Annotated in this window: 25 protein-coding genes and 1 other RNA gene; 17 read left to right on the forward strand and 9 right to left on the reverse strand. The window is 63.9% G+C overall.

Annotated elements, in window-relative coordinates:
• Positions 1-39 precede the first annotated feature (39 nt).
• The 7 genes from FYK34_RS05850 (at position 40) to FYK34_RS05880 (ending at position 5966) form a co-directional block, all read left to right on the forward strand.
• A complete protein-coding gene (locus FYK34_RS05850; RefSeq protein WP_149295493.1) occupies positions 40-1800 on the forward strand; it encodes an NAD(P)H-dependent oxidoreductase subunit E in 1761 nt (586 codons plus the stop codon).
• A gap of 20 nt (positions 1801-1820) precedes the next feature.
• Positions 1821-2522, forward strand: a complete 702-nt coding sequence (locus FYK34_RS05855; RefSeq protein WP_149295494.1) for a 2Fe-2S iron-sulfur cluster-binding protein — start codon at positions 1821-1823, stop codon at positions 2520-2522.
• A 5-nt stretch (positions 2523-2527) separates the two neighbouring features.
• On the forward strand, positions 2528-3070 hold the full coding sequence (locus FYK34_RS05860; RefSeq protein WP_149295495.1) for an NADH-quinone oxidoreductase subunit B family protein: 543 nt from the start codon (positions 2528-2530) through the stop codon (positions 3068-3070).
• 9 nt (positions 3071-3079) lie between these two features.
• Complete coding sequence (locus FYK34_RS05865; RefSeq protein ID WP_149295496.1) at positions 3080-4579, forward strand: Ni/Fe hydrogenase subunit alpha; 1500 nt, start codon at positions 3080-3082, stop codon at positions 4577-4579.
• Positions 4576-5061 (forward strand): hydrogenase maturation protease, encoded by a 486-nt coding sequence (locus FYK34_RS05870; RefSeq protein ID WP_149295497.1) that lies wholly within the window; start codon positions 4576-4578, stop codon positions 5059-5061. The genes FYK34_RS05865 and FYK34_RS05870 overlap by 4 nt, the downstream gene beginning before the upstream one ends.
• Positions 5054-5392 (forward strand): hydrogenase maturation nickel metallochaperone HypA/HybF, encoded by a 339-nt coding sequence (locus FYK34_RS05875; RefSeq protein ID WP_149295498.1) that lies wholly within the window; start codon positions 5054-5056, stop codon positions 5390-5392. The genes FYK34_RS05870 and FYK34_RS05875 overlap by 8 nt, the downstream gene beginning before the upstream one ends.
• Before the next feature lie 235 nt (positions 5393-5627).
• The gene (locus FYK34_RS05880) at positions 5628-5966 is read left to right on the forward strand and encodes a DnaJ family domain-containing protein (RefSeq protein WP_231137382.1); all 339 of its coding nucleotides are present in this window, start codon (positions 5628-5630) and stop codon (positions 5964-5966) included.
• Between the two features lie 48 nt (positions 5967-6014).
• Here the strand turns inward: FYK34_RS05880 and FYK34_RS05885 are convergent, their stop codons facing one another.
• Positions 6015-7088, reverse strand: a complete 1074-nt coding sequence (locus FYK34_RS05885; protein ID WP_149295499.1) for a hypothetical protein — start codon at positions 7086-7088, stop codon at positions 6015-6017.
• 103 nt (positions 7089-7191) lie between these two features.
• Between FYK34_RS05885 and FYK34_RS05890 the strand changes: the two genes are divergently transcribed.
• From FYK34_RS05890 to FYK34_RS05915, 6 genes are all read left to right on the forward strand, one after another.
• Positions 7192-7914: a GAF domain-containing protein gene (locus FYK34_RS05890; protein ID WP_149295500.1), complete on the forward strand. Its 723-nt coding sequence runs from the start codon at positions 7192-7194 to the stop codon at positions 7912-7914.
• 61 nt (positions 7915-7975) lie between these two features.
• Positions 7976-8593 carry a GTP cyclohydrolase II gene (gene ribA / locus FYK34_RS05895; protein ID WP_149295501.1) on the forward strand — a complete coding sequence of 206 codons (618 nt, stop codon included), beginning with the start codon at positions 7976-7978 and terminating at the stop codon, positions 8591-8593.
• Between the two features lie 68 nt (positions 8594-8661).
• Positions 8662-9027, forward strand: a transfer-messenger RNA (tmRNA) gene (gene ssrA / locus FYK34_RS05900).
• Between the two features lie 184 nt (positions 9028-9211).
• Positions 9212-10432: a tyrosine-type recombinase/integrase gene (locus tag FYK34_RS05905; protein ID WP_149295502.1), complete on the forward strand. Its 1221-nt coding sequence runs from the start codon at positions 9212-9214 to the stop codon at positions 10430-10432.
• A 99-nt stretch (positions 10433-10531) separates the two neighbouring features.
• Entirely contained in the window at positions 10532-10813 is a 282-nt protein-coding gene (locus FYK34_RS05910; protein ID WP_149295503.1) for a hypothetical protein, read from the forward strand.
• Positions 10797-11447, forward strand: a complete 651-nt coding sequence (locus FYK34_RS05915) for a hypothetical protein (protein WP_149295504.1) — start codon at positions 10797-10799, stop codon at positions 11445-11447. The genes FYK34_RS05910 and FYK34_RS05915 overlap by 17 nt, the downstream gene beginning before the upstream one ends.
• Before the next feature lie 142 nt (positions 11448-11589).
• Here FYK34_RS05915 and FYK34_RS05920 read toward each other — a convergent pair whose 3' ends face one another.
• On the reverse strand, positions 11590-12675 hold the full coding sequence (locus FYK34_RS05920; protein ID WP_149295505.1) for an IS5 family transposase: 1086 nt from the start codon (positions 12673-12675) through the stop codon (positions 11590-11592).
• Between the two features lie 397 nt (positions 12676-13072).
• Between FYK34_RS05920 and FYK34_RS05925 the strand changes: the two genes are divergently transcribed.
• The 3 genes from FYK34_RS05925 to FYK34_RS05935 are packed head-to-tail and all read left to right on the forward strand — an operon-like array spanning position 13073 to position 13851.
• Complete coding sequence (locus FYK34_RS05925) at positions 13073-13333, forward strand: helix-turn-helix transcriptional regulator (RefSeq protein WP_149295506.1); 261 nt, start codon at positions 13073-13075, stop codon at positions 13331-13333.
• A gap of 9 nt (positions 13334-13342) precedes the next feature.
• The gene (locus FYK34_RS05930) at positions 13343-13657 is read left to right on the forward strand and encodes a helix-turn-helix domain-containing protein (protein WP_149295507.1); all 315 of its coding nucleotides are present in this window, start codon (positions 13343-13345) and stop codon (positions 13655-13657) included.
• Positions 13654-13851, forward strand: coding sequence for a hypothetical protein (locus tag FYK34_RS05935; RefSeq protein WP_149295508.1), 198 nt, complete (start codon positions 13654-13656; stop codon positions 13849-13851). The genes FYK34_RS05930 and FYK34_RS05935 overlap by 4 nt, the downstream gene beginning before the upstream one ends.
• 229 nt (positions 13852-14080) lie before the next feature.
• On the opposite strand, the gene FYK34_RS05940 is transcribed toward FYK34_RS05935, so the two are convergent.
• The 6 genes from FYK34_RS05940 to FYK34_RS05965 form a co-directional block, all read right to left on the reverse strand.
• A complete protein-coding gene (locus FYK34_RS05940) occupies positions 14081-15472 on the reverse strand; it encodes a methyl-accepting chemotaxis protein (protein WP_149295509.1) in 1392 nt (463 codons plus the stop codon).
• A gap of 202 nt (positions 15473-15674) precedes the next feature.
• Positions 15675-18692 carry an ATP-binding protein gene (locus FYK34_RS05945; RefSeq protein WP_168209658.1) on the reverse strand — a complete coding sequence of 1006 codons (3018 nt, stop codon included), beginning with the start codon at positions 18690-18692 and terminating at the stop codon, positions 15675-15677.
• Positions 18693-18758: 66 nt separating this feature from the next.
• Positions 18759-19658, reverse strand: coding sequence for a transglycosylase SLT domain-containing protein (locus tag FYK34_RS05950; protein ID WP_149295511.1), 900 nt, complete (start codon positions 19656-19658; stop codon positions 18759-18761).
• Positions 19659-19682: 24 nt separating this feature from the next.
• Entirely contained in the window at positions 19683-20570 is an 888-nt protein-coding gene (locus tag FYK34_RS05955; protein ID WP_149295512.1) for a transglycosylase SLT domain-containing protein, read from the reverse strand.
• Positions 20571-20606: 36 nt separating this feature from the next.
• Positions 20607-20978 (reverse strand): response regulator, encoded by a 372-nt coding sequence (locus FYK34_RS05960; protein WP_149295513.1) that lies wholly within the window; start codon positions 20976-20978, stop codon positions 20607-20609.
• A gap of 21 nt (positions 20979-20999) precedes the next feature.
• Positions 21000-21908 carry a sensor domain-containing diguanylate cyclase gene (locus FYK34_RS05965; RefSeq protein ID WP_149295514.1) on the reverse strand — a complete coding sequence of 303 codons (909 nt, stop codon included), beginning with the start codon at positions 21906-21908 and terminating at the stop codon, positions 21000-21002.
• Between the two features lie 181 nt (positions 21909-22089).
• Between FYK34_RS05965 and FYK34_RS05970 the strand changes: the two genes are divergently transcribed.
• Positions 22090-23292 carry an MFS transporter gene (locus FYK34_RS05970; protein WP_149295515.1) on the forward strand — a complete coding sequence of 401 codons (1203 nt, stop codon included), beginning with the start codon at positions 22090-22092 and terminating at the stop codon, positions 23290-23292.
• 65 nt (positions 23293-23357) lie between these two features.
• On the opposite strand, the gene trpE is transcribed toward FYK34_RS05970, so the two are convergent.
• Positions 23358-24824 (reverse strand): anthranilate synthase component I, encoded by a 1467-nt coding sequence (gene trpE / locus FYK34_RS05975; RefSeq protein ID WP_149295516.1) that lies wholly within the window; start codon positions 24822-24824, stop codon positions 23358-23360.
• Positions 24825-24851: the final 27 nt, after the last annotated feature.

The following is a 24851-nucleotide window of genomic DNA, read 5'->3' on the forward strand; positions in this document are numbered from 1 at the left end:
CTGGCGCGGCGGGATGCGGGCATGGGCTATACCTAGTGCATGACTGCCGCTCGCCACATGATGCCGGATGCCCTGCTTGTGCAGGCGCTGCTGGCTCGCCACCCGCGCCGGACCGAAGCCTTGCTGCCGTTGCTGCTGGATGCGCAGCAAGCTCTGGGCTGCGTGCCGCAATCCTTGCATGGCGGCATTGCCGACCACTTGGGCCTGACCCTGGCCCAAGTGCGCGCCGCCATCGCGTTTTACCATTTTCTCAGCGCGGAGCCGCTGGGCGATTACTGCCTGCGCCTGTCGGACAGCGTGACGGACCGATTGGGCGGAGGGGAAGCGATACGGGATGGCCTGCTGGCCAGGCTGGGGGCGCAGCAGGGCGTCACGCGCTCAGACGGCCGCGTTTCCGTGCATATGACCTCCTGCATAGGCCTGGCGGACCAAGGGCCGGCGGCGCTGGTCAATGGCCAGCCGCTGACCCGTTTGACGCTGGCGCGGGCGCGGCGGCTGGCGGACCTGGTCGAACGCGGCGTTCCCCTTGCCGACTGGCCGCGCGGCTGGTTTTCTGTGGCGCAGCCTGTGCGGCTGGCGGGGCCGTTGTTGTCCGGCCGGCCAAGGCGGGGCGAGGCATTGCGCCGAGCCATGCGGCAGGGGCGGGACGCGGCGCTGCATGAAATCCGTCTCGCCGGTTTGCGCGGCTGCGGCGGCGCGGGTTTCTCCACCGGGCTGAAATGGCGGCTGGCCAAAGAGGCGGTCGGAGCGGCGCGCTATGTCACTTGCAATGCGGACGAAGGCGAGCCGGGCACCTTCAAGGACAGGTTGCTGCTGGCGCGCCGGCCTGACTTGGTGTTTGAGGGCATGAGCGTGGCGGGCTATGTCATCGGCGCCAAGCGGGGCCTGCTCTATCTGCGCGGCGAATACGCTTACCTCATGCCGCATTTGCGCGCGACGCTGCGGCGGCGCCATGCGGAGGGCCTGCTGGGTAATCGCGTGCTGGGGACGGATTTTTCTTTCGACATCGATATCCAGTTGGGCGCCGGCGCCTATGTCTGCGGCGAAGAAACCGCCTTGCTGGAATCGTTGGAGGGCCGGCGGGGCATCCCGCGCTTGCGGCCGCCGTATCCGGTCAGCGCAGGCTATCTGGGTGGGCCGACTGTCAACAATAACGTCGAGACGCTGGCCTGGGCCGCGCATATCCTGGCGCGCGGCGCGGCAGGTTTTCGCGCGCGCGGCACGGCGCAATCGCCCGGCGGCAAGCTGCTGAGCATAGCCGGCGATGTCGCGGCGCCGGGCGTGTATGAGTTTGACTTTGGCATCACTGTCCGCGAGGTGCTGATGGCCTGCGGAGCGGCCGATACGCAGGCGGTGCAGGTGGGCGGACCCAGCGGCGTCCTGATTTCCGCGGCCGATTTCGACCGGCGCATCGCCTTCGAGGACTTGTCCACTGGCGGTGCCTTCACCGTGTTCGACGCGAGCCGCGATCTTGTGGACATCGCCCGCCAGTTCACGCATTTCTTCGCCTTCGAAAGCTGCGGCTTGTGCACGCCGTGCCGGGTGGGCACGCAGCTGCTCGCCCGCGCGGCGGACCAGCTGGCCGATGGACGCGCGGGCGGCGCGGACCTGAGGCGAATCGAGGAGACGGGCCGCCTCATGCGCCAAACGAGCCATTGCGGCTTGGGGCAGACGGCGGCCAATCCCTTGCTGGACCTCCTGTCGCGCTTTCGTCCCTTGTGCGAATCGAGGCTGCGCGGCGATGGGTTTGCGCCGGATGCCGTTGACGGCCGCCGGCCATGCGGCAGGGAGGCGCGATGATGGCGCCTGAGCCGGCAAGCATGTTTCTGCTGGACGGGCGCGAGATCGCGTTCGAGCCGGGCCAAACCATCATGGACGCGGCTTTGCAGGCCGGCGTCTACATCCCGCATCTATGCCATCACCCGGATTTTCCGCCGCACGGCAGCTGCCGCCTATGCTGCGTGCGCGTCAATGGCCGGGTGGAGGCAGCTTGCGCCACGCCGGCCCAGGCGGGGATGGCGGTGGAGAACCTAAGCGAAGACTTGCAGCGCGACCGGCGGCTGCTGGTGCAGATGCTATTCGTGGAGGGCAACCATTTTTGTCCGTTTTGCGAGCGCAGCGGCAACTGCCAGCTGCAGGCCGTGGCTTACTTTGTCGGCATGGAGGAGGCGCATTACGCGCATTTCTATCCGCGGCGCGAGTTGGACGCCTCGCATCCCGACATCCTGCTGGACCGCGACCGCTGCATCCAATGCGCGCTGTGCGTGCGCGCCAGCCGCGAGGCGGACGGCAAGAGCGTGTTCGAGCTGGCCGGGCGCGGCGCGGCCACGCAGTTGATCGTGAATTCGCCTTCCGGCCTGCTCAAGGATTCTGCGTTGCAGGTCACGGATAGGGCGGCGCATGTCTGTCCGGTGGGAGCCATCCTGATCAAGCGCCAAGGCTACCGCGCGGCGATAGGCGAGCGCCTGTACGACGAGCGGACGATAGCCGAAGTGGGCAATCGTCGGCCAGACGAGGAGTGAAGGGCATGGCGCGCAAACTGACGGTTGCCACTTGTTCGCTGGCGGGTTGCTTCGGTTGCCATATGTCGCTGCTCGATATCGACGAGCGATTGGCGGCCTTGACCGAGCGCGTGGCCTTTGACCGCAGCCCGCTGACCGACATCAAGCGCGTGTCCGATGGCGTGGACCTGGGCCTGATCGAGGGCGGGGTATGCAATGAGGAGAATGTCGAAACGCTGCGCGAATTCCGCCGACAGTGCCGCGTGCTGGTCGCCGTCGGCGCCTGCGCGCTGACCGGCGGCGTGCCGGCCCTGCGCAACCGCTTTTCGGCGGAGGCGTGCTTGGCCGAGGCCTACGGCGGCGGCGCCACGCTGGCCGCGCCGCTGCGGCCGGGCGATCCTGAGCTGCCGCGCTTGCTGGACAAGGTCTATCCCGTGCACGAGCTGGTGGCCGTCGATTATTGCCTGCCGGGCTGTCCGCCGCCGGCCGACGCGTTCTGGGAGCTGTTGACGGCCTTGCTGGATGGGCGTGAGCCCCGGCTGGACTATGCGCTGCGCCGTTTTGATTAAGGAGAGGCCATGAGCGACAGCCTGGAGTCGGCAGACCATCCGGAACGCCTGCGGCGCGTGGCGATAGCGCCGCTCAGCCGGGTGGAGGGGCATGGCAAGATCACGCTGCTGCTGGACGACGATGGCCGCGTGCGCCAAGCGCGGCTGCACATCGTCGAGTTTCGCGGCTTCGAGAAATTCATCCAGGGCCGGCCCTATTGGGAGGTGCCGACGCTGGTGCAGCGGCTGTGCGGCATCTGCCCGGTGAGCCATCTGCTGGCCGCGTCCAAGGCCATGGACGCGATCGCGCTGGGCGATGCGGCGGTGCCGCCGGCCGCCACCCGGCTGCGCCGCTTGCTGCACTTCGGCCAGGTGCTGCAGTCCCACGCCCTGCATTTCTTCCATCTGGCCTCGCCGGACTTGCTGTTTGGGGCTGACGACGCGGTGGCGCATCGCAATTTCCTGGGCGTGCTGGAGGATGAGCGTTCGCTGGCGATGAACGGCATCCGGTTGCGCAAATACGGGCAAGAATTGATCCAAACCCTGACCGGCAAGCGCATCCACGGCACCGGCTCGGTGCCGGGCGGCTTCAACAAACCCTTGCGCGCGGCGGAGCGCGACGCGCTGCGCGCGGGGCTGCCGGACCTGCTGGATTGGGCGAGGCAGGGCTTGGACGTCGCTAAATCATTGTTTCTGGCCGGCGGCGACCGCTATCGGACCTTTGCTGCCGCGCCATCGAACTTTTTATCGCTGATAGGCGCGGACGGCGCGCTGGAGCTGTTCGACGGCGGCTTGCGGGTCAAGGACGCGGCCGGCGCCATCGTGATGGATCACGTGGATGTCCGCGGCTATGCCGATTTGCTGCGCGAGGAGGTCAAACCATGGACGTATATGAAGTTTCCTTACCTGGCCGCCTTGGGGCCGGAGCGCGGCTGGTATCGCGTGGGGCCGCTGGCGCGCGTCAATAATTGCGGCTTCATCGCCACGCCGCTGGCCGAAGCGGCGCGGCGGGAGTTTGTCGAATATGGCGCGGGGGCGCCGGTGCAGGCGACGTTGGCCTACCACTGGGCGCGCATGATAGAGCTGCTGCATTGCGTGGAGGCCATCGCGGAACTGCTGGGCGATGCGGCCATACTGGACACGGACTTGCTGGCGCAAGGCCGGCGCGCGAGCGAGGGCATAGGCGTGATCGAGGCGCCGCGCGGCACCTTGTTCCACCATTACCGGGTGGGCGAGGACGACCTGGTGAGCATGGCCAATCTGATCGTCTCCACCACCAGCAACAATCAGGCGATGAACGCGTCCATCCGTTCCGCCGCGGCGGAAATTTTCGACGGCCGCGAAATCAGCGAGGCCATGCTGAACCGCATGGAAACCGCGGTGCGCGCCTATGATCCCTGTCTGTCCTGCGCCACCCACGCCATGGGCAAAATGCCGTTGCTGGTGGAACTGCTAACCGTGGATGGGGCCGTGGCGGACCGCGCCATCCGCCATGGCGACGGCAGTTTCGAACGCGGGCTGGCGCCATGAGCGGGCGCGCGGCGATCCTGGTGTTCGGCTTCGGCAACCCCAGCCGCGGCGACGACGCCATCGGCCCCTTGCTGGCCGAGCGGCTGCGCGGCTGGCTGTCTGAGCGGAATATGAGCGGCGTGGAGGCGATGACCGATATGCAGCTCAATATCGAACACGCGCTGGATCTGGTTGGCCGCCGGCGCGTGCTGTTCATCGACACCGCCTTGGATGGAGAGGCGCCTTTCGATTGCCGAACGGTGCCGGCGGCGGATGACGCCAGCTACACCACGCACGCGGTTTCCCCGGCCGCCTTGCTGGCCATTTGCGAGCGAGTGGCCGGCGGGCCCTTGCCGCGCGCGCAGCTGCTGGCGGTGCGCGGCGAGCGCTTCGAGCTGGGGGCGCCGCTCAGCGAGGACGCCGCGGAGCGGCTGGAACAGGCATGGCGCTGGCTGCTGGCGTGGTGTCGGGAGGTTTGCGCGGAGGCGCCCAATCATGCATGAGCTGTCGCTGGCGGAAGAGATACTGGCCATTGTCGAGCATCACGCGGTCGGGCTGTCCGCCGTCACGTCCATCCGGCTGCGCGTGGGGTCGCTGGCGGGCGTCGATACGGCTGCGCTGCGGTTTGCCCTGGAAACCGTGCTGCGCGGAGGCAAGGCGGAAGCGGCCGAGATTGAAATCGAGGAGACGCCGGCTCGCGCGGTGTGCCGGGATTGCGGGTTGGAGCAGCGGCTCGAGGAGCGCATCTGCGCATGCGCGGCCTGCGGCGCCTTGGGTCTGGCGCTGATTTGCGGCGATGAGCTGCAGGTGTCGGCGATTGCCGGGGTGGATTAGGCGCGGCCAACAAGACGCCTGATGCAACCTCGCGCCGGCTTGACGCGCTGTTGGTAAGGCCTATGCCGGGCCTTGGCGCAGGCGCCATCATACGGGGATGGCTTTAAATGCAATTGGCATTTTGCTAGTATGCGCCATGCCGATAGCCGCTGCGGAGGGATTTGCCGCCGCCGGCGGGCCGCGTGGAGAGACGCTGGATTGCCCGGCGCCCGCGCGTCAAGAAGAGGGGCGTGCGATGGCGAAAATGCTGGAAACATTCGATCAGGAGATCGCCGCTTACATCCGCAGAAGCGAAGAAAGCGGCGAACTGCGGCGTGCCCGCAATTGGGGAAAGCCGCTGGAGGCGGATGAAGGTTACGAGGCGACGCCCGCCGACCTGCGCATGGGCTACAAGATACTGAAGAACGCCGGCGTGGTGCCGCCTGAAGTCGAGATCATGAAGTCGTTGCATGCCATGCGCGAGCAACTGTCTGCCCTGGAGCCTGGCTCGCAAGAGGCGCAGGCCTTGAGGCAGGAAATCCAGAAAGCACAACTTACCCTGGCCTTGCAGATGGATGCCTTGCGCGGCGGCTAGCGCGAGCGGCGTGGCGGTGGTCCGTCGGCGGGCGGTCCGGACTCACGGCTACAGCGGCTGCACGGCGATCTTGCCCGGTTTCTCCAGCCATTCCAAAAACGCGTCGCCCAGGCGCTGGCTCTCTGCGGTGGCGGCGCGCCAGTGCTCTCGCCGCAGTTCATCTCTTCCCAGATAGCGGCGGAAATCCTTCCGGTCCGGCAGGCCGCGGCCGGGCAGGGCGGCCAGGTATTCGCGCGACGGCGCCAGCAGCACGGTGTTGGCATGGTTGTCCGCGCTGGGCTTGCGCCAGGGCAGGGTCTTGTCGAACCAGCCGGGCACGATGCGGTCCGTGAAGTGAGGATACAGCGCGATCTCGTCGCCATGGGCGAAGGGAAAGTCGATGTGATAGTCCGTCAGGCCGCCATCGCGGTAAATGGCCTGTGGCGCCTGCGGCAGTTGCACGCCGTTGAGCACGCCGGGAATGGCTACGGTGCCCATCAGCGCGGTTTCCAGATTGTCGGCGTTCAGTGACTGCAGCCGGGTGGGAATGTGGTCCTGCGGCCGGAAGCGCAGCGCGCTGCGCGGATCGTGGCAGATCACCCGGCTGAAACTGTACCGGATCAAGGGGCGGGATACCGCGTTCAGCGCCGCGGCCAGCGCCAGGCCGGATAGAAGCGCGGCCTTGCCCTCGCGGTTGGCCAATCCACGGGACTGAACCAGCAGCAGGCTGAGCCGGTGATGCGGATGGTTCAGGATGGCTTGCAGACCATCCGCGCCAAGGATGTCGCGCAGCATTTGCCTGGTCTGGGCGGTGATCTGGGTCGTGGTGACGCCGGGGTGGTAGCGCTCCTCGGTATAGCGATCTGCCAGACGGCGCAGCGCGGCCGCAGGGTCGGGCTGCATGGCGCAGGCGAAGCGCCAGGCGCCTATCGACGCGCCTACCAGATCGCGCTCGCGCGGCGCGCTGGCCAGCCAGCGGAAAACGGCCTGGTCCAGGCCGGTGAGGCCTACGGCTTTGGGGCCGCCAGCGGCGCCGGGCAGCATGGCCACCTGTTCCGGGCGCAGGCCTTGCTGCAGCAATTGCCGGGCGCGGCGGCCGGCCTTGATGGTGAGAACGGCTTGGCGGATATGAATGGCGGTCATTACGATATAAAGTGACGAAATGGCGCTGCGTGGTCGGGTTTGTTATCCTGTCATGTTTCAAGTTGCCAGCGCGCATGCCGCGCCGCTGTACAGGAGTTCCTTCATGATACCCGCAAGCCAGTTGACCGACTATCTGCGAGAGCAGGCCCTGAAGCTAGACCTCACGGAGCTGCAGATCGCCGTGATGACGCTGCAGGCTGTGATTGCCGTGGACAAGCCGGCGCCCAGCCGCGACCTGTACCGTTACAAGGTGCCCAAACTGGGAGAGGGCGGCAGCTGCTCCTTGATCGACGAGCTGGAGGAAGCTCCTTATGACCTGCGCGTGGTACTGGGGGCGGAGACGCGCGAAACCACCCTCGCGCTGGCCAATCTCCATGCCTTGCTTGATTCGGTCAATCATAAGCTAGGCGCGGACTGGATCGGCATCTACCGCAAAATTGGAGCAGGCAAGAACGGCGTGCTGGTCAAGCTGGCTTACAAGGGCGTGGAAAGCCGCGCGGAGTTTCCGCTGACCGAAGAGTTTGCCGCCATCAGCAACAACAGCCGCGTGGGCCTGACCGGCTGGGCCGTGATGCTGGACGACGTGGCGCAATGGCGCGAGGAAGGCGGCGGCTACTATGAATGCGACCCCAAGGTGAAGAGCGAGGCCTGCCTGCCGGTGCTGCACAGCGACGACAACGTGCTGGGCATCATTGATGCCGAATCGTTTCAGACCGGACATTTCACGCCTGAGCGCCAAGTGTGGCTGGTGGCGCTGGCCGTGGTGCTGCCACAATTGCTGCTTCAACTGCCGCCGCTTGAAAACGGGGAAAACCTCCCCAACTAAGCAGGACCCAGGCCGCCGCTGCGGCCTTTTCGCATTGCGTCTTTCAGAGTTTGGAGTAGTCATGTCGTCGCACCCGCAAGCCACCCCCGAACCCGTCATCTGTTACATCGCCAGTTGCAAGCTGCCCACGCCGTGGGGCGAGTTCATCATGCATGGTTTCGAGGAGGACAGCGGCCAGGAGCATGTGGCGTTGACGCTGGGCGAGGTGGCGGATGGACAGCCGGTGCTGGCGCGGCTGCATTCGGAATGCCTGACCGGCGACGCGCTGTTCTCCCTGCGCTGCGATTGCGGCTTCCAGCTGGAGGCCGCGATGGAGGCCATCAGCAAGGCCGGGCGCGGCGCGCTGCTGTATCTGCGCCAGGAGGGCCGCGGCATCGGTCTGATCAACAAAATCCGCGCCTACAAGCTGCAGGATGGCGGCGCGGATACCGTGGAAGCCAACGAACAGCTGGGCTTTCCGGCCGATATGCGAGATTTCCGCATCGCCCGCCACATGCTGGAACATTTAGGAATAGGCAGCGTCAAGGTGATGACCAACAATCCCCGCAAGCTGGCCACGTTGGAAGCGGCCGGCATCAAGGTGGTGGAACGGGTGCCGCTGCAGGTGGGGCGCAATCCCTACAATGATCATTATCTGGATACCAAGGCGGCCAAGTTGGGTCATATGCTGTTCAAGTAAGGTGCGACCGGCTGCAGGATAAGGCTCGCCAAGCGATGATGCTTGTAATATAATGAACCTTCTTATCTGGGGGCGACCTGGTTTCGACGGGGGTTGCGAAGCAGATGAGGGCATACCGGGATTTCAGTCACCCCGTAAAACGCTGAATTTATATAGTCGCAAACGACGAAACTTACGCTCTGGCAGCCTAACGGCCGGCCAGACACTACAACGGTTCGCAGATGGGCCGGGGGCGTCAAAACCCTGTAGTGTCACTTTACATCTGCTAGTGCTGTCCCGGGTTACTTGGTTCAGTGCGAAATAATAGGTAACTCGCCAAAGTCCAGCCTGTCCGTCGGCGTGGCAGCGGTTAAATCCCAAAAGACACGACTAAGTATGTAGAACTCACTGTAGAGGACTTTCGGACGCGGGTTCGATTCCCGCCGCCTCCACCAAATTCAAGTGTCACAGCCTGTCAGGACACGCCAAGAACCCCGGAAAATAAGCCTTCCGGGGTTTTTCTTTATGTCAGGTCGTGTCATGAGGTGTCTTGACATGCCCCAGCATTGGGGGGCACATTTAGGAGCGTAAATTATGGGGGCATAAGCCGATGCCCCCAATGCCCCCTAAGAGGTGCTTATGCCGCTCTCTGACGCAAAATGCAAAAACGCCAAGCCACGCGAGGATGGAAAGCGCCTGCGCCTGTCTGACGAAAAAGGCATGTACTTGGAAGTTATGCCGAACGGAGCCAAATACTGGCGCTTGAAATACCGTTTTGCAGGGAAGGAAAAGCGGCTGGCGCTGGGCGTCTACCCGGATGTGACCCTGGGCGATGCCAGGAAGAAGCGCGACGAGGCCCGCCGCCTGCTGGGCGAGGACATAGACCCCGGCATTCATCGCAAGGTGCAGAAGGCGGCGAGGGCCATACAGGCAGAAAACAGCTTCGAAGCCGTGGCGCGGGAATGGTTTGCAAAGTACAAGCCGTCCTGGGTGGATAGCCATGCAGACAAGATCATCCGCCGGCTTGAGCGTGACATCTTCCCCTGGCTTGGCAAGCGGCCGATTGCTGAGATCGAAGCCCCTGAGCTGCTGGCCGTCCTGCGCCGCATAGAACACCGCGGGGCCATCGAAACCGCGCACCGCGCAATGCAGAACTGCGGCCAAGTCTTCCGCTATGCAGTCGCCACCGGTCGCGCTAAGCGCAATTCCGCCGCCGATCTGGTCGGCGCGCTGTCACCCGTCATCAAGACCTCATTCGCCACCATTACCGAGCCGGAGAAGATCGCCCAGCTGCTGCGGGCAATGGACGGCTATCAGGGATCATTCATCACGCAATGCGCGCTCAAGCTGGCGCCCTTGGTGTTTGTGCGCCCTGGCGAGCTGCGCAAGGCGGAGTGGTCTGAAATCGACTTCGAGGCTGAGCAATGGGTAATCCCGGCCGAGCGTATGAAGATGCGTGAAAAGCATATCGTCCCGCTGTCACGCCAGGCGCTGGCCATCCTGAAAGAGTTGGAAGCCCTGACCGGAAGCGGCCAGTATATTTTCCCCGGCGCGCGCACCAATGGCCGGCCCATGTCGGAAAACACAGTCAACGCCGCATTGCGCCGGCTGGGTTACGCCAAGGACGACATGACCGGCCACGGCTTCCGCCATATGGCATCGACGCTCTTGAATGAGCAGGGGTGGAATAGGGACGCCATTGAACGCCAGATGGCCCACGGAGAGCGGAACAGCATCCGGGCGACATACAACTACGCCGAGTATCTGCCGGAACGGGCAAGGATGATGCAGTCGTGGTCGGATTATCTGGACGGCTTGAAGGCAGGCGCGAAAGTGACGCCATTATTCAAGACGGCCTGACACAGCTTTGCCAGCGCCTAGCCCGACGGGGCGAAAAGCGGGAAACCCTGCCCGCCTGGCGCTGGCAATCCACTTACAGGGATGCGCAGAGGGAGCGCGATGATTGATCCAACCGATCAACAGAAAACTGCTTTTATCAGTTTTCATGAAATTCTTTTCATAATTGCGCAGGCCAAGGAGTGGGCTCCACAGGTAGCAGCTCAGAGTCTTTCTCAAACCCTTCACAATGATGCAACTTGGAGCCGCTTGCAGCTGTCCACCTATGACGTGGCCAGAGGAGTTAGTGCTGCCACAAGAACGGAATCGTCAGAGGCATATCTAGCATTGGGGCGTCTAGCTCGCTTTGGAGATTGGAAGGATCCCGATGATATCCCGTTCTGATTTTATGCCGAACTGCCACCCGATCTTCCATGAGGCGGGTTTTAACCGGGAAGCCGTATTGAGCCTGCTCGCTAGTTCTGGCATTTATCCTGCAGGTGCATCCAGCACTCCTGAAAATGATAAGAATTGGGGGGAGGGACTACGGCTAAGAAAGTGGTTCTCTCTTCATGAGGCCGCTTGCATTATCTGCAACCGACATCCTGATGAGATGGAAGGTTGGTGGGGCGAGCCCTGGCCGAGCAATGTCGCTAACATGCTTGCAGCCATAATAGATTCGGCATCCGAGCTTGAATTAGATATGGATGGGCGGTGTGGTAGGCCCGAAGGTCGTGATAAGGTGAGCCACCTATCCATTGCTGGATGGTGCACTTCAAATGGCATTGCATGGCCACTGTCGCCGGCTCAGTCACGAGTCGTAGCAGCTGGCGCTGGCTCTGATATTGCGCAGCGACTTGCGGCCGCAGAAGTGAAAGCAGAAGGACTGACCCAAGAGCTGGCAACTGTGACCCGTGAGCGCGACAAGGCTCGCCAGGATGTCAGGCTGTTAGAGGGAGACTTGATCGGAGCTGTCAAGGAGGCCGCTGCCAGTAAAGCCGAACTTGCATCCCTGCAAACACGACTAGCAGGCCGTTGAAAAACACGTCGATCTTGCCCCAACCCATTTCCGTATGAACAAAAATGGGCGGTTTCAGCGGGCAGAATGTCAATAAATCCGTTCTCTGCCTGGGTTTTCAGGCTGTTTGCCAGTTATCCGGCGATTTTGGGCGCAATACGCCCTATACATGCGATCCGCCCCAGCAACCGGACAGGCTGCCCATGCGGATCAGGTTATAGGTCGCAAACGCTAAAAAAGTTTGCCCGGCCAGTTTGGCCCGGCCGATCAGTTTGGTTTTGCGAAGGCCTCCGACGGTTTTCAGCCAGCCGAAGCATTCCTCGATCCGTTTGCGTCGCCGCTGGCTGATCGCGTAACCCTCATGGCGCGTGGTGCGGCTGTCGATGGCGCTGCCGACACGCTTGCGCGCCACGTGCGGCGTGATGCCCAAGCCTCTGCAGCCGTTCACGAAAGCCGGCGTGTCGTAGCCCTTGTCCGCGCCGACGGTGCTGCCTTTCTTGGCATTGCGCAGCAACAGATTCAGCGCTTCGACGTTTTCGGCGTGGCCATTGACCTCGGACACCGAGACGTCCACAACCAGACCGTTGCGGTTCTCGGTCAGGATATGGGCCATATGGCACAAGCGGCTGGCGTCGCCGGCACTCTTGCGGGCCAGTCGCGCTTCCGGATCGGTTCGCGATTGATGCGTCTGGTTGCTTCGCTTCTCGCCCCGGAAATCGACGTCCGGGTTGCGCCCTGCGGGTGGGGACGTGTCGTCATCCTTGCGGACAAAGCTTTTGTGCGAAGCCCAGGCATCGATCAGCGTGCCGTCGACGCTGAAATGTTCGTCGCTGGTGAGCTTGCCCCACTCGGCCAGGCTGCGTACGCGAATGAAGAAGGCGCGGGCGACGTCTTCGGTAAACAAGCGGTCGCGATTTTGCGAGAAGGTCGAGTGATCCCATACGCGGGCATCGGCGGAAAGGCCGACGAACCAGCGAAACAGCAGGTTGTAGTCCAGTTGCTCGACCAGCAGCCGCTCGGAGCGGATGGTGTAGAGCACTTGCAGCAGGGAGGCGCGCAGCAGATGTTCGGGCGGAATCGAAGGCCGCCCGACGCGGGAATATAAGCCGTCGAATACGTCATTCATCGAGCCGAGCACCAGGTCGACCATCTGGCGGATCTTGCGCAGCGGGTGATTGGCCGGAATGCGATCCTCCAGCTGGATGTAGCTGAACAGATTGGTCTGCGTGTCGTTGCGGACGCCTCTCATCGGGTGCTTTCGCGGCTCGTTGGATGTTGATGATTATACCAAATGAATGGCTGTTGGTTTTTCAACGGCCTGTTAGGTGACCAGCAAGACATTCTCGCCACCCAAGGTCGAAACAGCGCTCTTCTCATCATGGCGGCGTTGGCCAAGGAGGCAAAACTTGATGTAAGCCAGCCAAGCCGAACAGGGGAAATTCTCTCAAGCTCAGTTTCCCAACTTGGTTGTTCACTGACTGGCCGTGCAATATCTACGTGGTTGTCGGACATACCAAGGGCGCTGGAAACCCGCACCAAATAAGAAAAGTGCCGGAAAGTTCCGAAGTTGATGGCGGAACTTTCCGCATTCCTGTTAATTGGGGATTTATCGTGACGTCACTTCCAACCGCAAGAGGTGACGCAACATGCAGAGACAGGACAGTCCCAACAGCACTAACATCGCCCCGGCGCAAGCCAGGCTTTTGAAGCCTTACGGCGCACTGCCTGAAACCGGCTTTGTGCGCGAAAAAGACCTGATCCCCATTATTCCCTTTTCTGTCCGCACGATGTGGCGGCGCGTGGCGGCGGGAACATTTCCGGCACCCTTGAAAATCAGCGAGCGGGTCACCGCCTGGCGTGCAGAGGCCATCCGGCAATGGCTTGATGAGCAAGGCCAAGCGGCATAAGGGGCGATCATGGAAAACAAAAACGTCCGCACCGCCGAAGCAGTAACGAGCGCCAACACCTTTATCGATGTTACCGACGCGAGTGTAGAGGCGCAATGCTACCGGCTGCTAACCGCCCTAAAAATCGGCCCCGTCACCACGTTTGAAGCGCGAACCCGCCTGAACATCCTTCACCCAGCTGGCCGCATTGCTGACTTGCGCGGCGCTGGAATGCAGATCGAAACAGAGCGCGTCACCATTACCGACGAAAACGGCCGCAAGCATAGCGGGATCGCCCGCTATATCCTGCTCGGAGAATGCAAGACCCAGGAGGACGCCGCATGACCAAGCTAATTCAAGCCGATTTCAACGGCCAGGCGATGCAGTTCACCGCTGATGGCTGGTTCAATGCGACGACTGCGGCGGAGAAGTATGAAGCATGCTGGGCCGTCCTTGTACGGTGGCTGTGGCGTAAATCCGTTTGGGGAAAGGGGGGCCTCGACCTGTTCAGGATTTATGCAACAGCGCCGCTGTTTTGACACTGTGGCGGAACTCCCGGCGTTGCCGGGATTCCGCCCTACGGTGGACCATTCTTCGTAGGGCGGATGCCCCGTTCTCGGGGTGATCCGCGGCTCATGGCATATCCAGCGTAAGCACCACCGTCAGCGGCGGCCTGCTCAAATCCGCTACGTTGGGATCCGGGAATCGCGCCCAAGCTCACGCCAACATCATGACGGCTCAAATGGGTTGCTGATGGATGCGAGGGGCTTAGCCGGAGATGATGTGATGGAAACGCACGTCGGCGCTCATGACGCCCAGCAGCTTGCCCTGCGTGTCGAATAGCGGCGTGCCTATGGTGAAACAGTATTGGTTGGTATCCACGGAGCGATACAAATCGGAGACATATAGCCGTTGCTGTCGCACCGGCTCCAGGAACCAGCGGCGGTCGTGCCAATGGTTTTGGCGGCCTGCCGTGTCGATGCGCCCGGCGGCGACGTCGGAGCTGATCTGACGGCCGCCGGCATCGGTGATGCACAGCATCTCGAACGAGGGCTCGCGTTGATATAGCTCGACCAGCCTGCGGTCCAGCTCGTCCGGGTCCAAGCGCTGCAGCTTCCATTGCGCGATGGCTTCTTCCACGGCCTGGCGCATGCGGCGGTGCCCTTCAAAGCGGAACTCGCCCACTTCCGTCAGCAGCAGGTCGCACTGTTCGCTGACCTGGCTGGCGCGCCCGGCCAGTTCTTTCGCGTCTTCCAGTTGCTGCTGGGAGCTGGCCACCACGGCGCCGATCTGGTCGGCGATGGCGTGGACTTTCTCGTTTTGCGACGCGCTGGCATCCGCGATGACGCGCACGTGCTCGATCAGCGTGCCGATGTCGAGCGCGGCGGTTTCAATGGAGGCGCCCGCGGCCTGGGAGACGCGGATGCCGTTTTGCACCTGCTCCGACATGGCGGCCATGGTCTTGCCTGATGTGGCAACCTGTTCCTGGATGGTGGCCAGCAGTTCCTCCACGTTCTGGGTGGCGGTTGTGGTCTGATCGGCCAGCTTGCGGACTTCGTCCGCGACGACGGCGAAGCCGCGGCCCTGCTCGCCGGCGCGGGCGGCTTCAATGGCGGCGTTCAGCGACAGCAGGCGGGTGCGGTCGGCGATGCTTTTGATCAATTCCACCACCTCGCCGATGGAGGCGGAGCTGGCCTTGAGCAGATTCATCTGCGCTTCCAGCGCCGCGGCGCTGTCGCCTATCGCCTGGATTTGGAGCCGGCTTTGCTGGTCGTTGTCATTGGCGTTGCGGGTCGCGTCGGCGACTTGCCGCGAAAAGGCGGAGGCCTCGCTGGCGCTCTGGGTAATCGAGTCCACGGTGTTCGCCAGGATGCGGCTGGCCTCGCTGATGCTTTCCGCGTTGCGCTGCTGCGTGTGGGAACGCTCCTCCATCAGGCGGGACAGTCTTGCCAGTTCCGGCGCCTGTTGCGACAGGCCGATGGCGGTGCCGGCGATCTTGATCAAGGCGGCGTGGAAGCGCTGGATCAAGGCTTTGATGCGTTGAGCGGCCCAGGCCAGGCTGCCGCTTTCATTCAGCGTCAGCGTGAGGTCGACGCCGTCGCGCGTGGCATCCGCGAGCGGCTTGAGGAATTGGGTGAGTTTGCGAACCGATACGAACATTGTGTTCTCCTGCTGGCCACTCTGCGATGGCCTGTGCGTGCGTCTGTGTTGAATGGATGGATTATGCCATTGTGTTTGATTGACTGTCTGCAACCGCAGGAATGACGTCAGGTCTTATCAATCAGAACATGCTGATATTTAAGGATGATACTAGAGGGGGCGGCGCAGGCGCAGGCGCTTTCGCTGGCTTTCTTGGCCTGGATCAAGCGGCGCGGTGAGGCAGTGGCAGACAGAACACCAGCAGGCGGCCGGCGGGCGCGGAGGCGCGGATGCCCAGGCTGTCCGGGTGGTCGAACAGGCCTTTTGCGGCGGCGTCCACGCGCTTGGGCGTGCCCATCTCTACCTGTCGGGCCAGGTGGGTCAGGTAGGGCAGGGTCTTGCCGACGACGATATTGGCGATTTCCGCGCCCACGCTGTCGGCGAGCGGGGCGATGTCTTCGGCGCTCCAGTCCGGTTCGAAGCGACGGACCATTTCCAGCAGTAGCGGGCGGCTCAAGGAGAGGCCCAGGCCGATGGCCAAGCCGCTGCCCAGCGGAATGAAGACGCTGAACGCTTCCAGATCGTCCGCGCGGATGCGCTGGCTGTCGCCGTCCAGGGCTAACGTCAGTCCAAGGTGATCGCGGCAGAACTGCGACGTGATGGCCGCAAGGGCGCTGAGCAGCTCGCGGTGCCGCTGGCTGGTCACGTCCGCAGCGGAGGGTGGCACGGCCTGATAGGGCAGCTTGAATGTCAGTTTCGTGCCCTGGCCCGGCTGGGCGGCAATGCTGAGGCTGCCGCCCAGCTTGAGCAGCTCCTGATGGGTGGCCGAGAGCCCAACCCCGCGTCCAGACACGTCGCTGGCATCGGCAAGGGTGGTGAGGCCGTCCTCCAGTATCAGACGCAAGGCGCCTGCATCGTCCAGCGTTTGCGCGGTTTCGTCCGTGATCAGTTTTTTGCGCAGGGCGGCGGCGCGGATCCGGGCCGGGTCGATGCCGGGGCCGTCGTCTTCTATGGCGATGGTCAGGGTCCCGCCGGCGGCGTCGACGCGGCAACGCAGGGTGGCCGCCTCCGGCTTGTCGGCCATCAGGCGCGCATCCGGATCTTCGATGCCATGGTCCACCGCGTTGCGGAACACGTGGACCAGGCTCTTGCAGAAGGACCCATAGCGCGCGGGGTCCACTGGCGGATCGTCGCCTTCGTAAACCAGCGGCGCCAGACGCTTGCCTTGTCGTTGCGCCAGCATGCGCGCGGCCCGGAAGTGCGGTTCGATCAGCCGGCGCAGCGGTTCATGGCGCAATTGCCGCGTCAGGTCGGCCAGCCGCGAATGCTCCAGGCCAAGGGTCTGGACTTCCCGTTCTAGCGCGTCCAGCGCGTCGGCGGAGACGGATGCCTGGCGTCCGGCGTTGAGGTAGCCCGCTCCAAGCTTTTCGCGCAACAGCGCCAGGTCGGCCTCCAGCGCGCCGCCCAGGTCGACGCTGCCCAGCGCCCGCTTGATGTCGTTGAGGTCTGGCCGCGCCTCCCGCAATGCTCCCAGTCTGGACTCCAGCGCATGCAGGACGTCGGGCAGCGTGGGCAACATGGCCTGGGCGAACAGGCCTTTAAAGGTATGGATGCGGCGAAACAGTTCTGCCAGCAGCGCATGGGGGTCCTGCTGGAAGCTCAGCAACTGTGGCAGCGTGTTGCGGCGAAAAAGATCGTAGTCGCGCAGCGCCTCCTGCAGTTCATCCCGGTTTTCCAGCGCGTTGACGATGAAGGCCTGCTGCGCCTGTTCCCGCGCCAGTCGGGCTTGCAGCTTTTTTTGCGCGCTGATGTCGGTGAGGATCAGCATCATCCGCTCTTCGCTCAGCGGGCGGTACTCGGCTTTGCAGCTGCGTTCGTCCAGCTGGTATTCCGCAGGCAGCAGATTCAGGAAAGCCTCGCGGCGCAGGGCATTGTCCGCGCTGCCTATGGCCAGGCGCAGGGTCTTGGCGACATGCTCGCGCAGGGCGCGGTCGTCAGGCGCCAACAGGTCCGGCAGCGCCAGGCCTTGAATGTCGCGGCCGAACAGGCGGACGCACTCGCGACTGTAGCCGGAGCCGACGCTGAGGTCCGCGCCGATGGACAGAAAGCCTTGGCCTGAATTGTCCAGCAGTCTCGCCACCTCCTCGCTCTTGCGCGACAAGTCCTGGGTGCGTTGCCGCACGCGCGACTCCAGGTCCGCCACCAGTCCGGCCAAGGACTGCCGCGTGGACTCCAGGCTCTGCGCCAGCAGGCCGATCTCGTCTTCCCCGGCGCAGACGATGGGGTCGGCCAGATTGCCCTGTTTCAATGCTTGCGCGGCCAGCGACAGCTCCAGAATCGGCTGGGTCAGCCGCCTGGCGTAAACGACGGCGCCCAGAGCGCCGGCCAGCAAGGCCAGCAGGCCAAAGGCGCCGGAGTACAGGATGAGTTGCGTGATGGGCGCGCGGATGTCGTGGCGGGAGGCGACGCCGATCAGCGCCAGGGGGCCTGGCGGCAGCGCGCGATAGCGAATCACCAATGAGTCGGATTGCGGCGGCAGCGCGTTCAGCCGCGGCAGGCTCGCGGCGAGGCGCAGGAACTCGGCCTGGGATTCTCCTGCAGCCGCGATGCGGGAGGGCACCGCTATGCGGCCTTGGGGCAAGGCGGCGGCGATGGCGACGAAACCGTGCTCGCCTATGCGCATGCGCTCAAACAAGGCGCGCTGCACTTGATCCAGGTCCAGCACCAGGATGATGAAGGCGCCTTTCAGCGCCGCGCCTTCCTTGATCAGGGGGCGCTTGAGCACCAGGGCGCGCTGGTCCAGGCGCGGATCCAGCCGCTTCATGTCCAGCACGGCCAGCGCGTCGTTGGGCAGGCCTTGCAGCCAGGCGGCCACGGCCGGCGCCCCGGGATGGGCCTCAAAGCCGCCGCTGTCGTCATAGATCACTTGCTGTTTGCGCATCAGCAGGATATGGGCGATCCATGGCTCGCGGGAGCGGGCGTCGGCGAAGTAGCTGCGCAGGCTGGGGGAAAACACCGCCGCCAGCGCCGGATCGCTGAACATGGCCTCGGACAGCGGGTTGGCCGCCCACAGCTTCAGGTTGGACTCCCGGACGGCCAGGAAATTGGAGAGCAGCGCGCTGCTCTGCTCCAGTTCTTGGGACAGTTCCTGTTCTGCCGCCTGGCGCAGCATGCCGGCGGCAGCGAGCGCGATGACCAGGGTCAGGGCGCAGACCACGGCCAACACGATGAGGCAACTCATCGCGATCAGCCGATCGCGAATCGAGTGCCTCAGCCGATGGCGCAGGGCATGGAGGAGCGGCATGGGCTATTGGGTGGAATTCACCAACGTGATCAGGCGATTGAGGCTCAGTCCGTAGTGCGGGGTCCAGATGCGGTTCAGCGCGGAGTCCTCATTTCGTTTCTGCTCGGCGAAGAAAGCCGCCACCGCGGCCTGAAGGTCCTTGTCCTGCTTGCGCATGGCCCAGCCAACCTCGTCCTTGGCGCCGACGGGAAAGGCGACGTAGGCGTGCTTCAGCTGGTGGCGGGTGGTCCAGATGGCGATGTCGGAATCCAGCAGGGTGAAGTCCAATTTGCCGCTGTCCACCGCTCGCAGGCTGTCCTCTACGCTCATCAGCTCGATACGCACGGGATGGGCCGCATAGCGTGTCTGGTTCTGCTCCAGCAGCCAGGTGGAGTAGGAGCTGTTGTCGAGCACGGCGGCGTGCAGGCCGGCCAGCTGATCGGCCGATTGCAGGCGATTTTTTAGCTTGATGTTGGCCACGACCATCATGCGGTTGGTGAACAGGGTGACAAAATCCATTTTTTTCAGACGCCAGGCGTTCTTGGTGAGGCGGTTGGGCAGGATGTCGCAGCTGCCGTTGGCCAGCAGCCGCGGGGTATAGCTGGCCTCTCGCTCCACTTTGCCGTCCTGGTTGTAGAACTGCTCGTCCCACTCCAGGCGCAGGGTCTTGAGCTGGATGTTCTTGCCCAGATGATGGGCGAAGGCCAGCGCTTCTTCGTAAACGGGGCCGCTGAAATGACACTGCTCGCGGCAGTTTGGCGGCGTGGCGGTGGCGGAGGAGGGATGGTAGGGCACGATGCAGGCGCGCAATTCATGCGTTTGCAGGATCTCCTTGAGCGAGCGGGCCTGGCAAGCGGCCGGCCAGGCTAGGGCGAGGGCCAGTGCCCAGATCGGTGAGCGGAGTAAGCGGAAGAGAGGGCGCATGGCGGTATCCTCGTGGCGCGGGCTTCAGTTCACGGCGGCCAGCAGGGCGATGAAGTCGGTCAGCGTGCGCCCGTGGTAGTGCAGCCAGATGCGGTTGAAGTCCGAGTCCTGATTTTGCCTTTGTTCGTCGAAGTAGCGGGCGACCGCGGCCTGCAAGTCCTTGTCTTCCTTGCGGAAGGCCCAGCCGATTTCGTCTTTGGGACCGACGGGAAAGGCAACATAAGTGTTTTTGAGCTGGTGATGGGTATGCCAGATCGCCATGTCGGCATCGAGCAGCATGAAGTCCACGTTGCCGGCATTGAGCGCCTGCAGGCCGTCAGCCATCGGCATCAGCTCGATCTTGATCGGCTTGCTGGCGAACAGGGTATGGTTCTGTTCTTGCAGCCAGGAGTGATAGGAGGTGTCCTTCTCCGTCGCGGTGCGCAGCCCGGCAAGTTGCGCGCCGTACCTGATCCGGCCACGCCAGGCGTTGTTGGCGACGACCATCATGCGGCTGGGAAACAGCGTGACGAAATCCAGTTTTTTCAGGCGCCAGGCGGTTTTGGTGAGGCGGCTGGGGTAGAAGTCGCAGGTGCCGTTGGCTAGCAGCTGCGGCGTGTAGCTGGCTTCGCGGTCCGTCTTGCCGCTGCGGTCGAAGAATTGTTCATCCCAGTCCACGCGCAGGGTCTTGACCCGGATGTCCTTGCCGAGGTGGCGGGCGAAGGCGAGCACTTCCTCGTATACCGGCCCGGAAAAATCGCATTGCTCGCGGCAGCCCTTGGGCGTGGCGACGGCCACGGCGGCATGGATGGGCGCGATGCAGACCCTGAGCTGGCGCGTCTTGAGTATGTCGGCCAAGTGGCGCGCTTCGGCGGGGGCGACGGCCGCCAGCATGATTGCCACGGCGCAGCGTAACAAGCAGGAGCGTGTCATGAGCGGTCCTTGCGAGGCGTAACGGGGGTACCGCCCTCAGTCATCGCGGAATACCTTGTCCAGCACTTCCGCCACCTTGTCTTTTTCAATCGGCTTGCAGATGAAGTACTTGGCCCCGGCGGCGATGGCGTCCACCACCGTGCTCTCCTGGCCATGGGCGGTAATGATGATGACGGGTTTGCCGGGTTGTTCGCGCAGGATGTGGCGCGTGGCCTCCAGCCCGCTCATCTCCGGCATCTGGATGTCCATGGTGATGGCATCCGGCCGCAGCGTCTTGGCCAAGTCTATGGCTTCGCGGCCGTTGGCGGCCGAGCCTATCACCCGGTGGCCCAGCGACTCCAGGATCATGCCCAGGCGCTTGATCACGGCGGGCGAATCGTCGACGATCAGGAAGCTCTTTTGTCCCATGTTTGCGTGCCCTGGCATGCGTCAGGCGATGGCCTCGACGCGGTTTCGTCCGTTGCTCTTGGCCTGGTAAAGCGCCTGATCGGCCCGGCCCACCAGGTCCTTGATGTTTTCCTCCGGCCGGATCTGGGCGGCGCCGAAACTGGCTGTCTTGTGACCGACGGCTGGAAATGGGTAGGCGGCGATGACGGCGCGCAGTTTCTCGCCCAGCAAGGCGGCGCTATCCAGCCCGGTTTCCGGCAAGATGGCCAGAAACTCCTCGCCCCCCCAGCGGCCTAGCGTGTCGGTGGCGCGGATGTTGGCTTGCAGCAGTCGCGCCAGGTCGATCAGCACCGCGTCGCCGGCTTGGTGGCCATAGCAGTCGTTCACGGACTTGAAGTGGTCGCAATCGGCCAGCAGCACGGAGAAGGGCTTGCCGTAGCGGCGGAAGCGCTGCCATTCGCTGGTGATCACCTGATCCAGCTGGTAGCGGTTGTACAGGCTGGTCAGGCGGTCCGTCTTGGCGGAGATTTCCAGCTCCCGATTCTTGAAGGCGAGCGTGGCGTGGGCCTCGGTCAGGTCCTTCTGCAGGCGCTTGAGCGCATTGATCTCGCTGAGCACGCACACGATCTTGGGCGAGCCGTCTATCCAGTCGATGCGACGCTGTTGCACGTGATACCAGTTTTCCGCCTCGTCGTCGTAGTACTCCGACTGCTGCGGGAGCGGCGCGTCGCAGGCCCCGTGCTGCTGGTTGTAGCTGATGAAGTGGTGCAGGCTGCCCGCGCCCGAGAATTGCTCGGCGAATGATTTGCCCACGCAGTCCGCGCCCAGCGCATGCCGCATGTGCTGATTGGCGTATACGATGGTGCCATCGGCCTGATCCACCACGAAAATCAGATTGGGCAGATCGTAGACCACAGTCAGCAAGAAACGGTCGAAGTCCTGCATGGGCATGAGTCACTTCCCCGGAGTGAGGGCATGGATTCACTATAGGACGCGCCGGCAAAAGCGGAGCGCCTTGCGAGCTTGTGTCTGTGAGGCTGGCCCCGGCGGGGGCTTCAAGCAAGGAATGGAGTGTCTTTAATGATTATGTCATGATGTTGCAATCAACATTATCCGCTCATTTGAAAGTCCCATGCTGAACGATGCCCCCTCCGCCGCGCTGCCGCGCGCCGCCGCCACGCAAGTCCGGACTCGCCGCCAAGCGTTATGGACTGCCTGCGCGGCGCATGCGGTGCATGACGGCTTGACCGATCTGGTTTATGTGTTGCTGCCTGTCTGGCAGACCCAGTTCGCCATCAGCTATGCCATGGTGGGCCTGCTGCGCGGGGCGTATTCCGGCATGATGGCCGGTTTCCAGCTGCTGGCCAGCCGGCTGGCGCGGCGCTGGGGGCGCAAGCGTTTGCTGGTGGGCGGAACCGCTTTGGCCGGGCTGGCCTATCTGCTGGCGGGGCAGGCCGGCGGCTTGGCCATATTGCTGGCTGCCTTGATGCTGGGCGGGCTGGGCGCCAGCACCCAGCATCCGCTGGCATCGTCGCTGGTGGCGGACAGCCATGAGGGGGCCGGTGTCAAACCGGCGCTGGCGCAGTACAACTTCGCCGGCGACATCGGCAAGATGCTGATTCCGGCGCTGGCGGGCTTGTTGCTGACGGTGGCGAGTTGGCGCTTCAGCGTGACCCTGGCCGGCTTGCTGGGCCTGGCGGCGGCTGGCGCGCTGTGGTGGCGGGTTCCGGAGCGCGTGGAAACGGAGGCCAAGCCGGCCGTTTCCGCCCAGGCGGGGGCAGGCGCCGCCGGCAGCTTGCGCGCGCTGTTGGCTACCGGCGTGCTGGACAGCGCGGTGCGCATGGGCTTCCTGACGTTTCTGCCCTTTGTCTTGAAGAGCAAGGGGGCCGGCAGCGCGAGCATTGGCCTGGCGCTATCGCTGCTGTTCATCGGCGGGGCCTTTGGCAAGCTGTTCTGCGGTTATCTGGGCGCGCGCGTCGGCATGATGAAGACGGTGTGGCTGACCGAGTCGATGACGTCGCTGTTGATCATGGCTACGTTGGTCGCGCCGCTGTCCGGCGCGCTGGCCCTGCTGCCTGCGCTGGGGTTGGCGCTGAACGGCACGTCTTCTGTGCTGTATGGCGCCGTGCCGGAACTGGCCGGTGCCGGCGGGCGCGAGCGGGCTTTCGCGTTGTTCTACACCGGCACCATAGGCGGCGGTGCGCTGTCGCCGGTGCTGTTTGGCCGCTTGGGGGACTGGGTGGGCGTGCCGTGGGCGATGTGCGCCTTGGCTTTGATGCTGCTATTGACCTTGCCGCTGGCGTGGCGGGCGCAGCGCGGCCTGCGCCACGGCTGAGCGGCCAGCCTCCTTCATCAGGCAAAACGCCCAGCGAGGCGGGGCGTTTTGCTGTCGACGCGGGTTCAGGCGTCCAGGCCGTCGCGCACCATCTGCGCCGCGCGCAGCACGGCGCGGGCCTTGTTCTGGGTTTCCTGCCATTCCGACTGCGGCACCGAGTCCGCCACAATGCCGGCGCCGGACTGCACGTAGAGCATGCCGTTTTTCAGCACCGCGGTGCGGATGGCGATGGCCAGGTCCATGTCGCCGTTGAAGCCCAGATAGCCCACCGCGCCGCCGTAGACGCCGCGCTTGGAGGGTTCGAACTCGTCGATGATCTGCATCGCGCGGACCTTGGGGGCGCCGGACAGCGTGCCGGCCGGGAAGGTGGCCTTGATCACGTCGATATTGCTGATCTTGCGGTCCACCGCGCCTTCCACGTTGGATACGATGTGCATCACGTGGGAGTAGCGCTCGATGGCCATATTGTCCGTGATCTTGACCGTGCCGATATCGGCGACGCGGCCGATATCATTGCGGCCCAGGTCCATCAGCATCACGTGCTCGGCGATTTCCTTCGGGTCCGCCAGCAGCTCGGCGGCCAGCGCCTCGTCCTGCTCGCGGGTTTGGCCGCGCGGGCGGGTGCCGGCGATGGGGCGCACCGTCACGGTTTCGCCGTCGCGGCGCACCAGGATTTCCGGCGACGCCCCCACCACGTGGAAATCGTCGAAGTGGTAGAAGAACATATACGGCGACGGGTTCAGGTTGCGCAACGCGCGGTACAGCGCGATGGGCGAGCCGCTGAAGGCTTGCTGCATGCGCTGCGCCAGCACGACTTGCATGATGTCGCCATCGTGGATGTAGTGCTGGCAGGCGGTGACGGCTTCTTTGAATGCCTCTTCGCCGTATTCGGACACGGCCTCTCCCTCGTCGGGCAACGGCAGCGACAGCGGAATGGACAGCGGCGCCCGCAGCATGGCGCGCAGTTCGGCCAGCCGCGCCTGCGCCTTGGGCAGGGCGTTGGGCACCTCCGGATCAGCGTACACCACCAGATAGAGCTTGCCGGACAGATTGTCGACGATGGCGATTTCTTCGGACAGCATCAGCAGGATGTCCGGCGTGCCTATGGCGTCCGGCTTTTGGGCGTCGGCCAGGCGGCGTTCCACATAGCGTATGGTGTCGTAGCCGAAATAGCCGACCAGGCCGCCGGAGTAGCGTGGCAGGCCGGGCAGTTCGGGAATGCGGAAACGCTGCTGGAAGCTTTCGATGAAGGCGAGCGGATCGCCTTCGTGGCGCTCTATCACCTTGTCGCCGCACTCCACCTGGGCCTTGCGGCCGTTGACGCGGATGCGGGTGTCCGCCGGCAGGCCGACGATGGAATAGCGGCCGTGGCGCTCGCCGCCGACCACGGACTCCATCAGGTAGCTGTAGGGCTGGTTGGCCAGTTTCAGATAGATGGACAGCGGGCTGTCCAGATCGGCCAGCAGTTCCTGCATCACGGGAATGCGGTTGTAGCCTTGGGCGGCCAGGCGGTCAAACTCTTGCGCTTGCATGGGATTCTTCCTTGAGGGTGTCAGTTG

Origin of the sequence: Chromobacterium paludis (assembly GCF_008275125.1) — a bacterium.
Lineage (GTDB): Bacteria > Pseudomonadota > Gammaproteobacteria > Burkholderiales > Chromobacteriaceae > Chromobacterium > Chromobacterium paludis.

What these genes read in the sequence shown, in the direction of transcription:
- FYK34_RS05850 (WP_149295493.1), top strand. Translation starts at nt 40, where the DNA reads ATGACTGCCGCTCGCCACATGATGCCGGATGCCCTGCTTGTGCAGGCG.
- FYK34_RS05855 (WP_149295494.1), top strand. Translation starts at nt 1,821, where the DNA reads ATGTTTCTGCTGGACGGGCGCGAGATCGCGTTCGAGCCGGGCCAAACC.
- FYK34_RS05860 (WP_149295495.1), top strand. Translation starts at nt 2,528, where the DNA reads ATGGCGCGCAAACTGACGGTTGCCACTTGTTCGCTGGCGGGTTGCTTC.
- FYK34_RS05865 (WP_149295496.1), top strand. Translation starts at nt 3,080, where the DNA reads ATGAGCGACAGCCTGGAGTCGGCAGACCATCCGGAACGCCTGCGGCGC.
- FYK34_RS05870 (WP_149295497.1), top strand. Translation starts at nt 4,576, where the DNA reads ATGAGCGGGCGCGCGGCGATCCTGGTGTTCGGCTTCGGCAACCCCAGC.
- FYK34_RS05875 (WP_149295498.1), top strand. Translation starts at nt 5,054, where the DNA reads ATGCATGAGCTGTCGCTGGCGGAAGAGATACTGGCCATTGTCGAGCAT.
- FYK34_RS05880 (WP_231137382.1), top strand. Translation starts at nt 5,628, where the DNA reads ATGGCGAAAATGCTGGAAACATTCGATCAGGAGATCGCCGCTTACATC.
- FYK34_RS05885 (WP_149295499.1), bottom strand. Translation starts at nt 7,088, where the DNA reads ATGACCGCCATTCATATCCGCCAAGCCGTTCTCACCATCAAGGCCGGC.
- FYK34_RS05890 (WP_149295500.1), top strand. Translation starts at nt 7,192, where the DNA reads ATGATACCCGCAAGCCAGTTGACCGACTATCTGCGAGAGCAGGCCCTG.
- ribA (WP_149295501.1), top strand. Translation starts at nt 7,976, where the DNA reads ATGTCGTCGCACCCGCAAGCCACCCCCGAACCCGTCATCTGTTACATC.
- FYK34_RS05905 (WP_149295502.1), top strand. Translation starts at nt 9,212, where the DNA reads ATGCCGCTCTCTGACGCAAAATGCAAAAACGCCAAGCCACGCGAGGAT.
- FYK34_RS05910 (WP_149295503.1), top strand. Translation starts at nt 10,532, where the DNA reads ATGATTGATCCAACCGATCAACAGAAAACTGCTTTTATCAGTTTTCAT.
- FYK34_RS05915 (WP_149295504.1), top strand. Translation starts at nt 10,797, where the DNA reads ATGATATCCCGTTCTGATTTTATGCCGAACTGCCACCCGATCTTCCAT.
- FYK34_RS05920 (WP_149295505.1), bottom strand. Translation starts at nt 12,675, where the DNA reads ATGAGAGGCGTCCGCAACGACACGCAGACCAATCTGTTCAGCTACATC.
- FYK34_RS05925 (WP_149295506.1), top strand. Translation starts at nt 13,073, where the DNA reads ATGCAGAGACAGGACAGTCCCAACAGCACTAACATCGCCCCGGCGCAA.
- FYK34_RS05930 (WP_149295507.1), top strand. Translation starts at nt 13,343, where the DNA reads ATGGAAAACAAAAACGTCCGCACCGCCGAAGCAGTAACGAGCGCCAAC.
- FYK34_RS05935 (WP_149295508.1), top strand. Translation starts at nt 13,654, where the DNA reads ATGACCAAGCTAATTCAAGCCGATTTCAACGGCCAGGCGATGCAGTTC.
- FYK34_RS05940 (WP_149295509.1), bottom strand. Translation starts at nt 15,472, where the DNA reads ATGTTCGTATCGGTTCGCAAACTCACCCAATTCCTCAAGCCGCTCGCG.
- FYK34_RS05945 (WP_168209658.1), bottom strand. Translation starts at nt 18,692, where the DNA reads ATGAGTTGCCTCATCGTGTTGGCCGTGGTCTGCGCCCTGACCCTGGTC.
- FYK34_RS05950 (WP_149295511.1), bottom strand. Translation starts at nt 19,658, where the DNA reads ATGCGCCCTCTCTTCCGCTTACTCCGCTCACCGATCTGGGCACTGGCC.
- FYK34_RS05955 (WP_149295512.1), bottom strand. Translation starts at nt 20,570, where the DNA reads ATGACACGCTCCTGCTTGTTACGCTGCGCCGTGGCAATCATGCTGGCG.
- FYK34_RS05960 (WP_149295513.1), bottom strand. Translation starts at nt 20,978, where the DNA reads ATGGGACAAAAGAGCTTCCTGATCGTCGACGATTCGCCCGCCGTGATC.
- FYK34_RS05965 (WP_149295514.1), bottom strand. Translation starts at nt 21,908, where the DNA reads ATGCCCATGCAGGACTTCGACCGTTTCTTGCTGACTGTGGTCTACGAT.
- FYK34_RS05970 (WP_149295515.1), top strand. Translation starts at nt 22,090, where the DNA reads ATGCTGAACGATGCCCCCTCCGCCGCGCTGCCGCGCGCCGCCGCCACG.
- trpE (WP_149295516.1), bottom strand. Translation starts at nt 24,824, where the DNA reads ATGCAAGCGCAAGAGTTTGACCGCCTGGCCGCCCAAGGCTACAACCGC.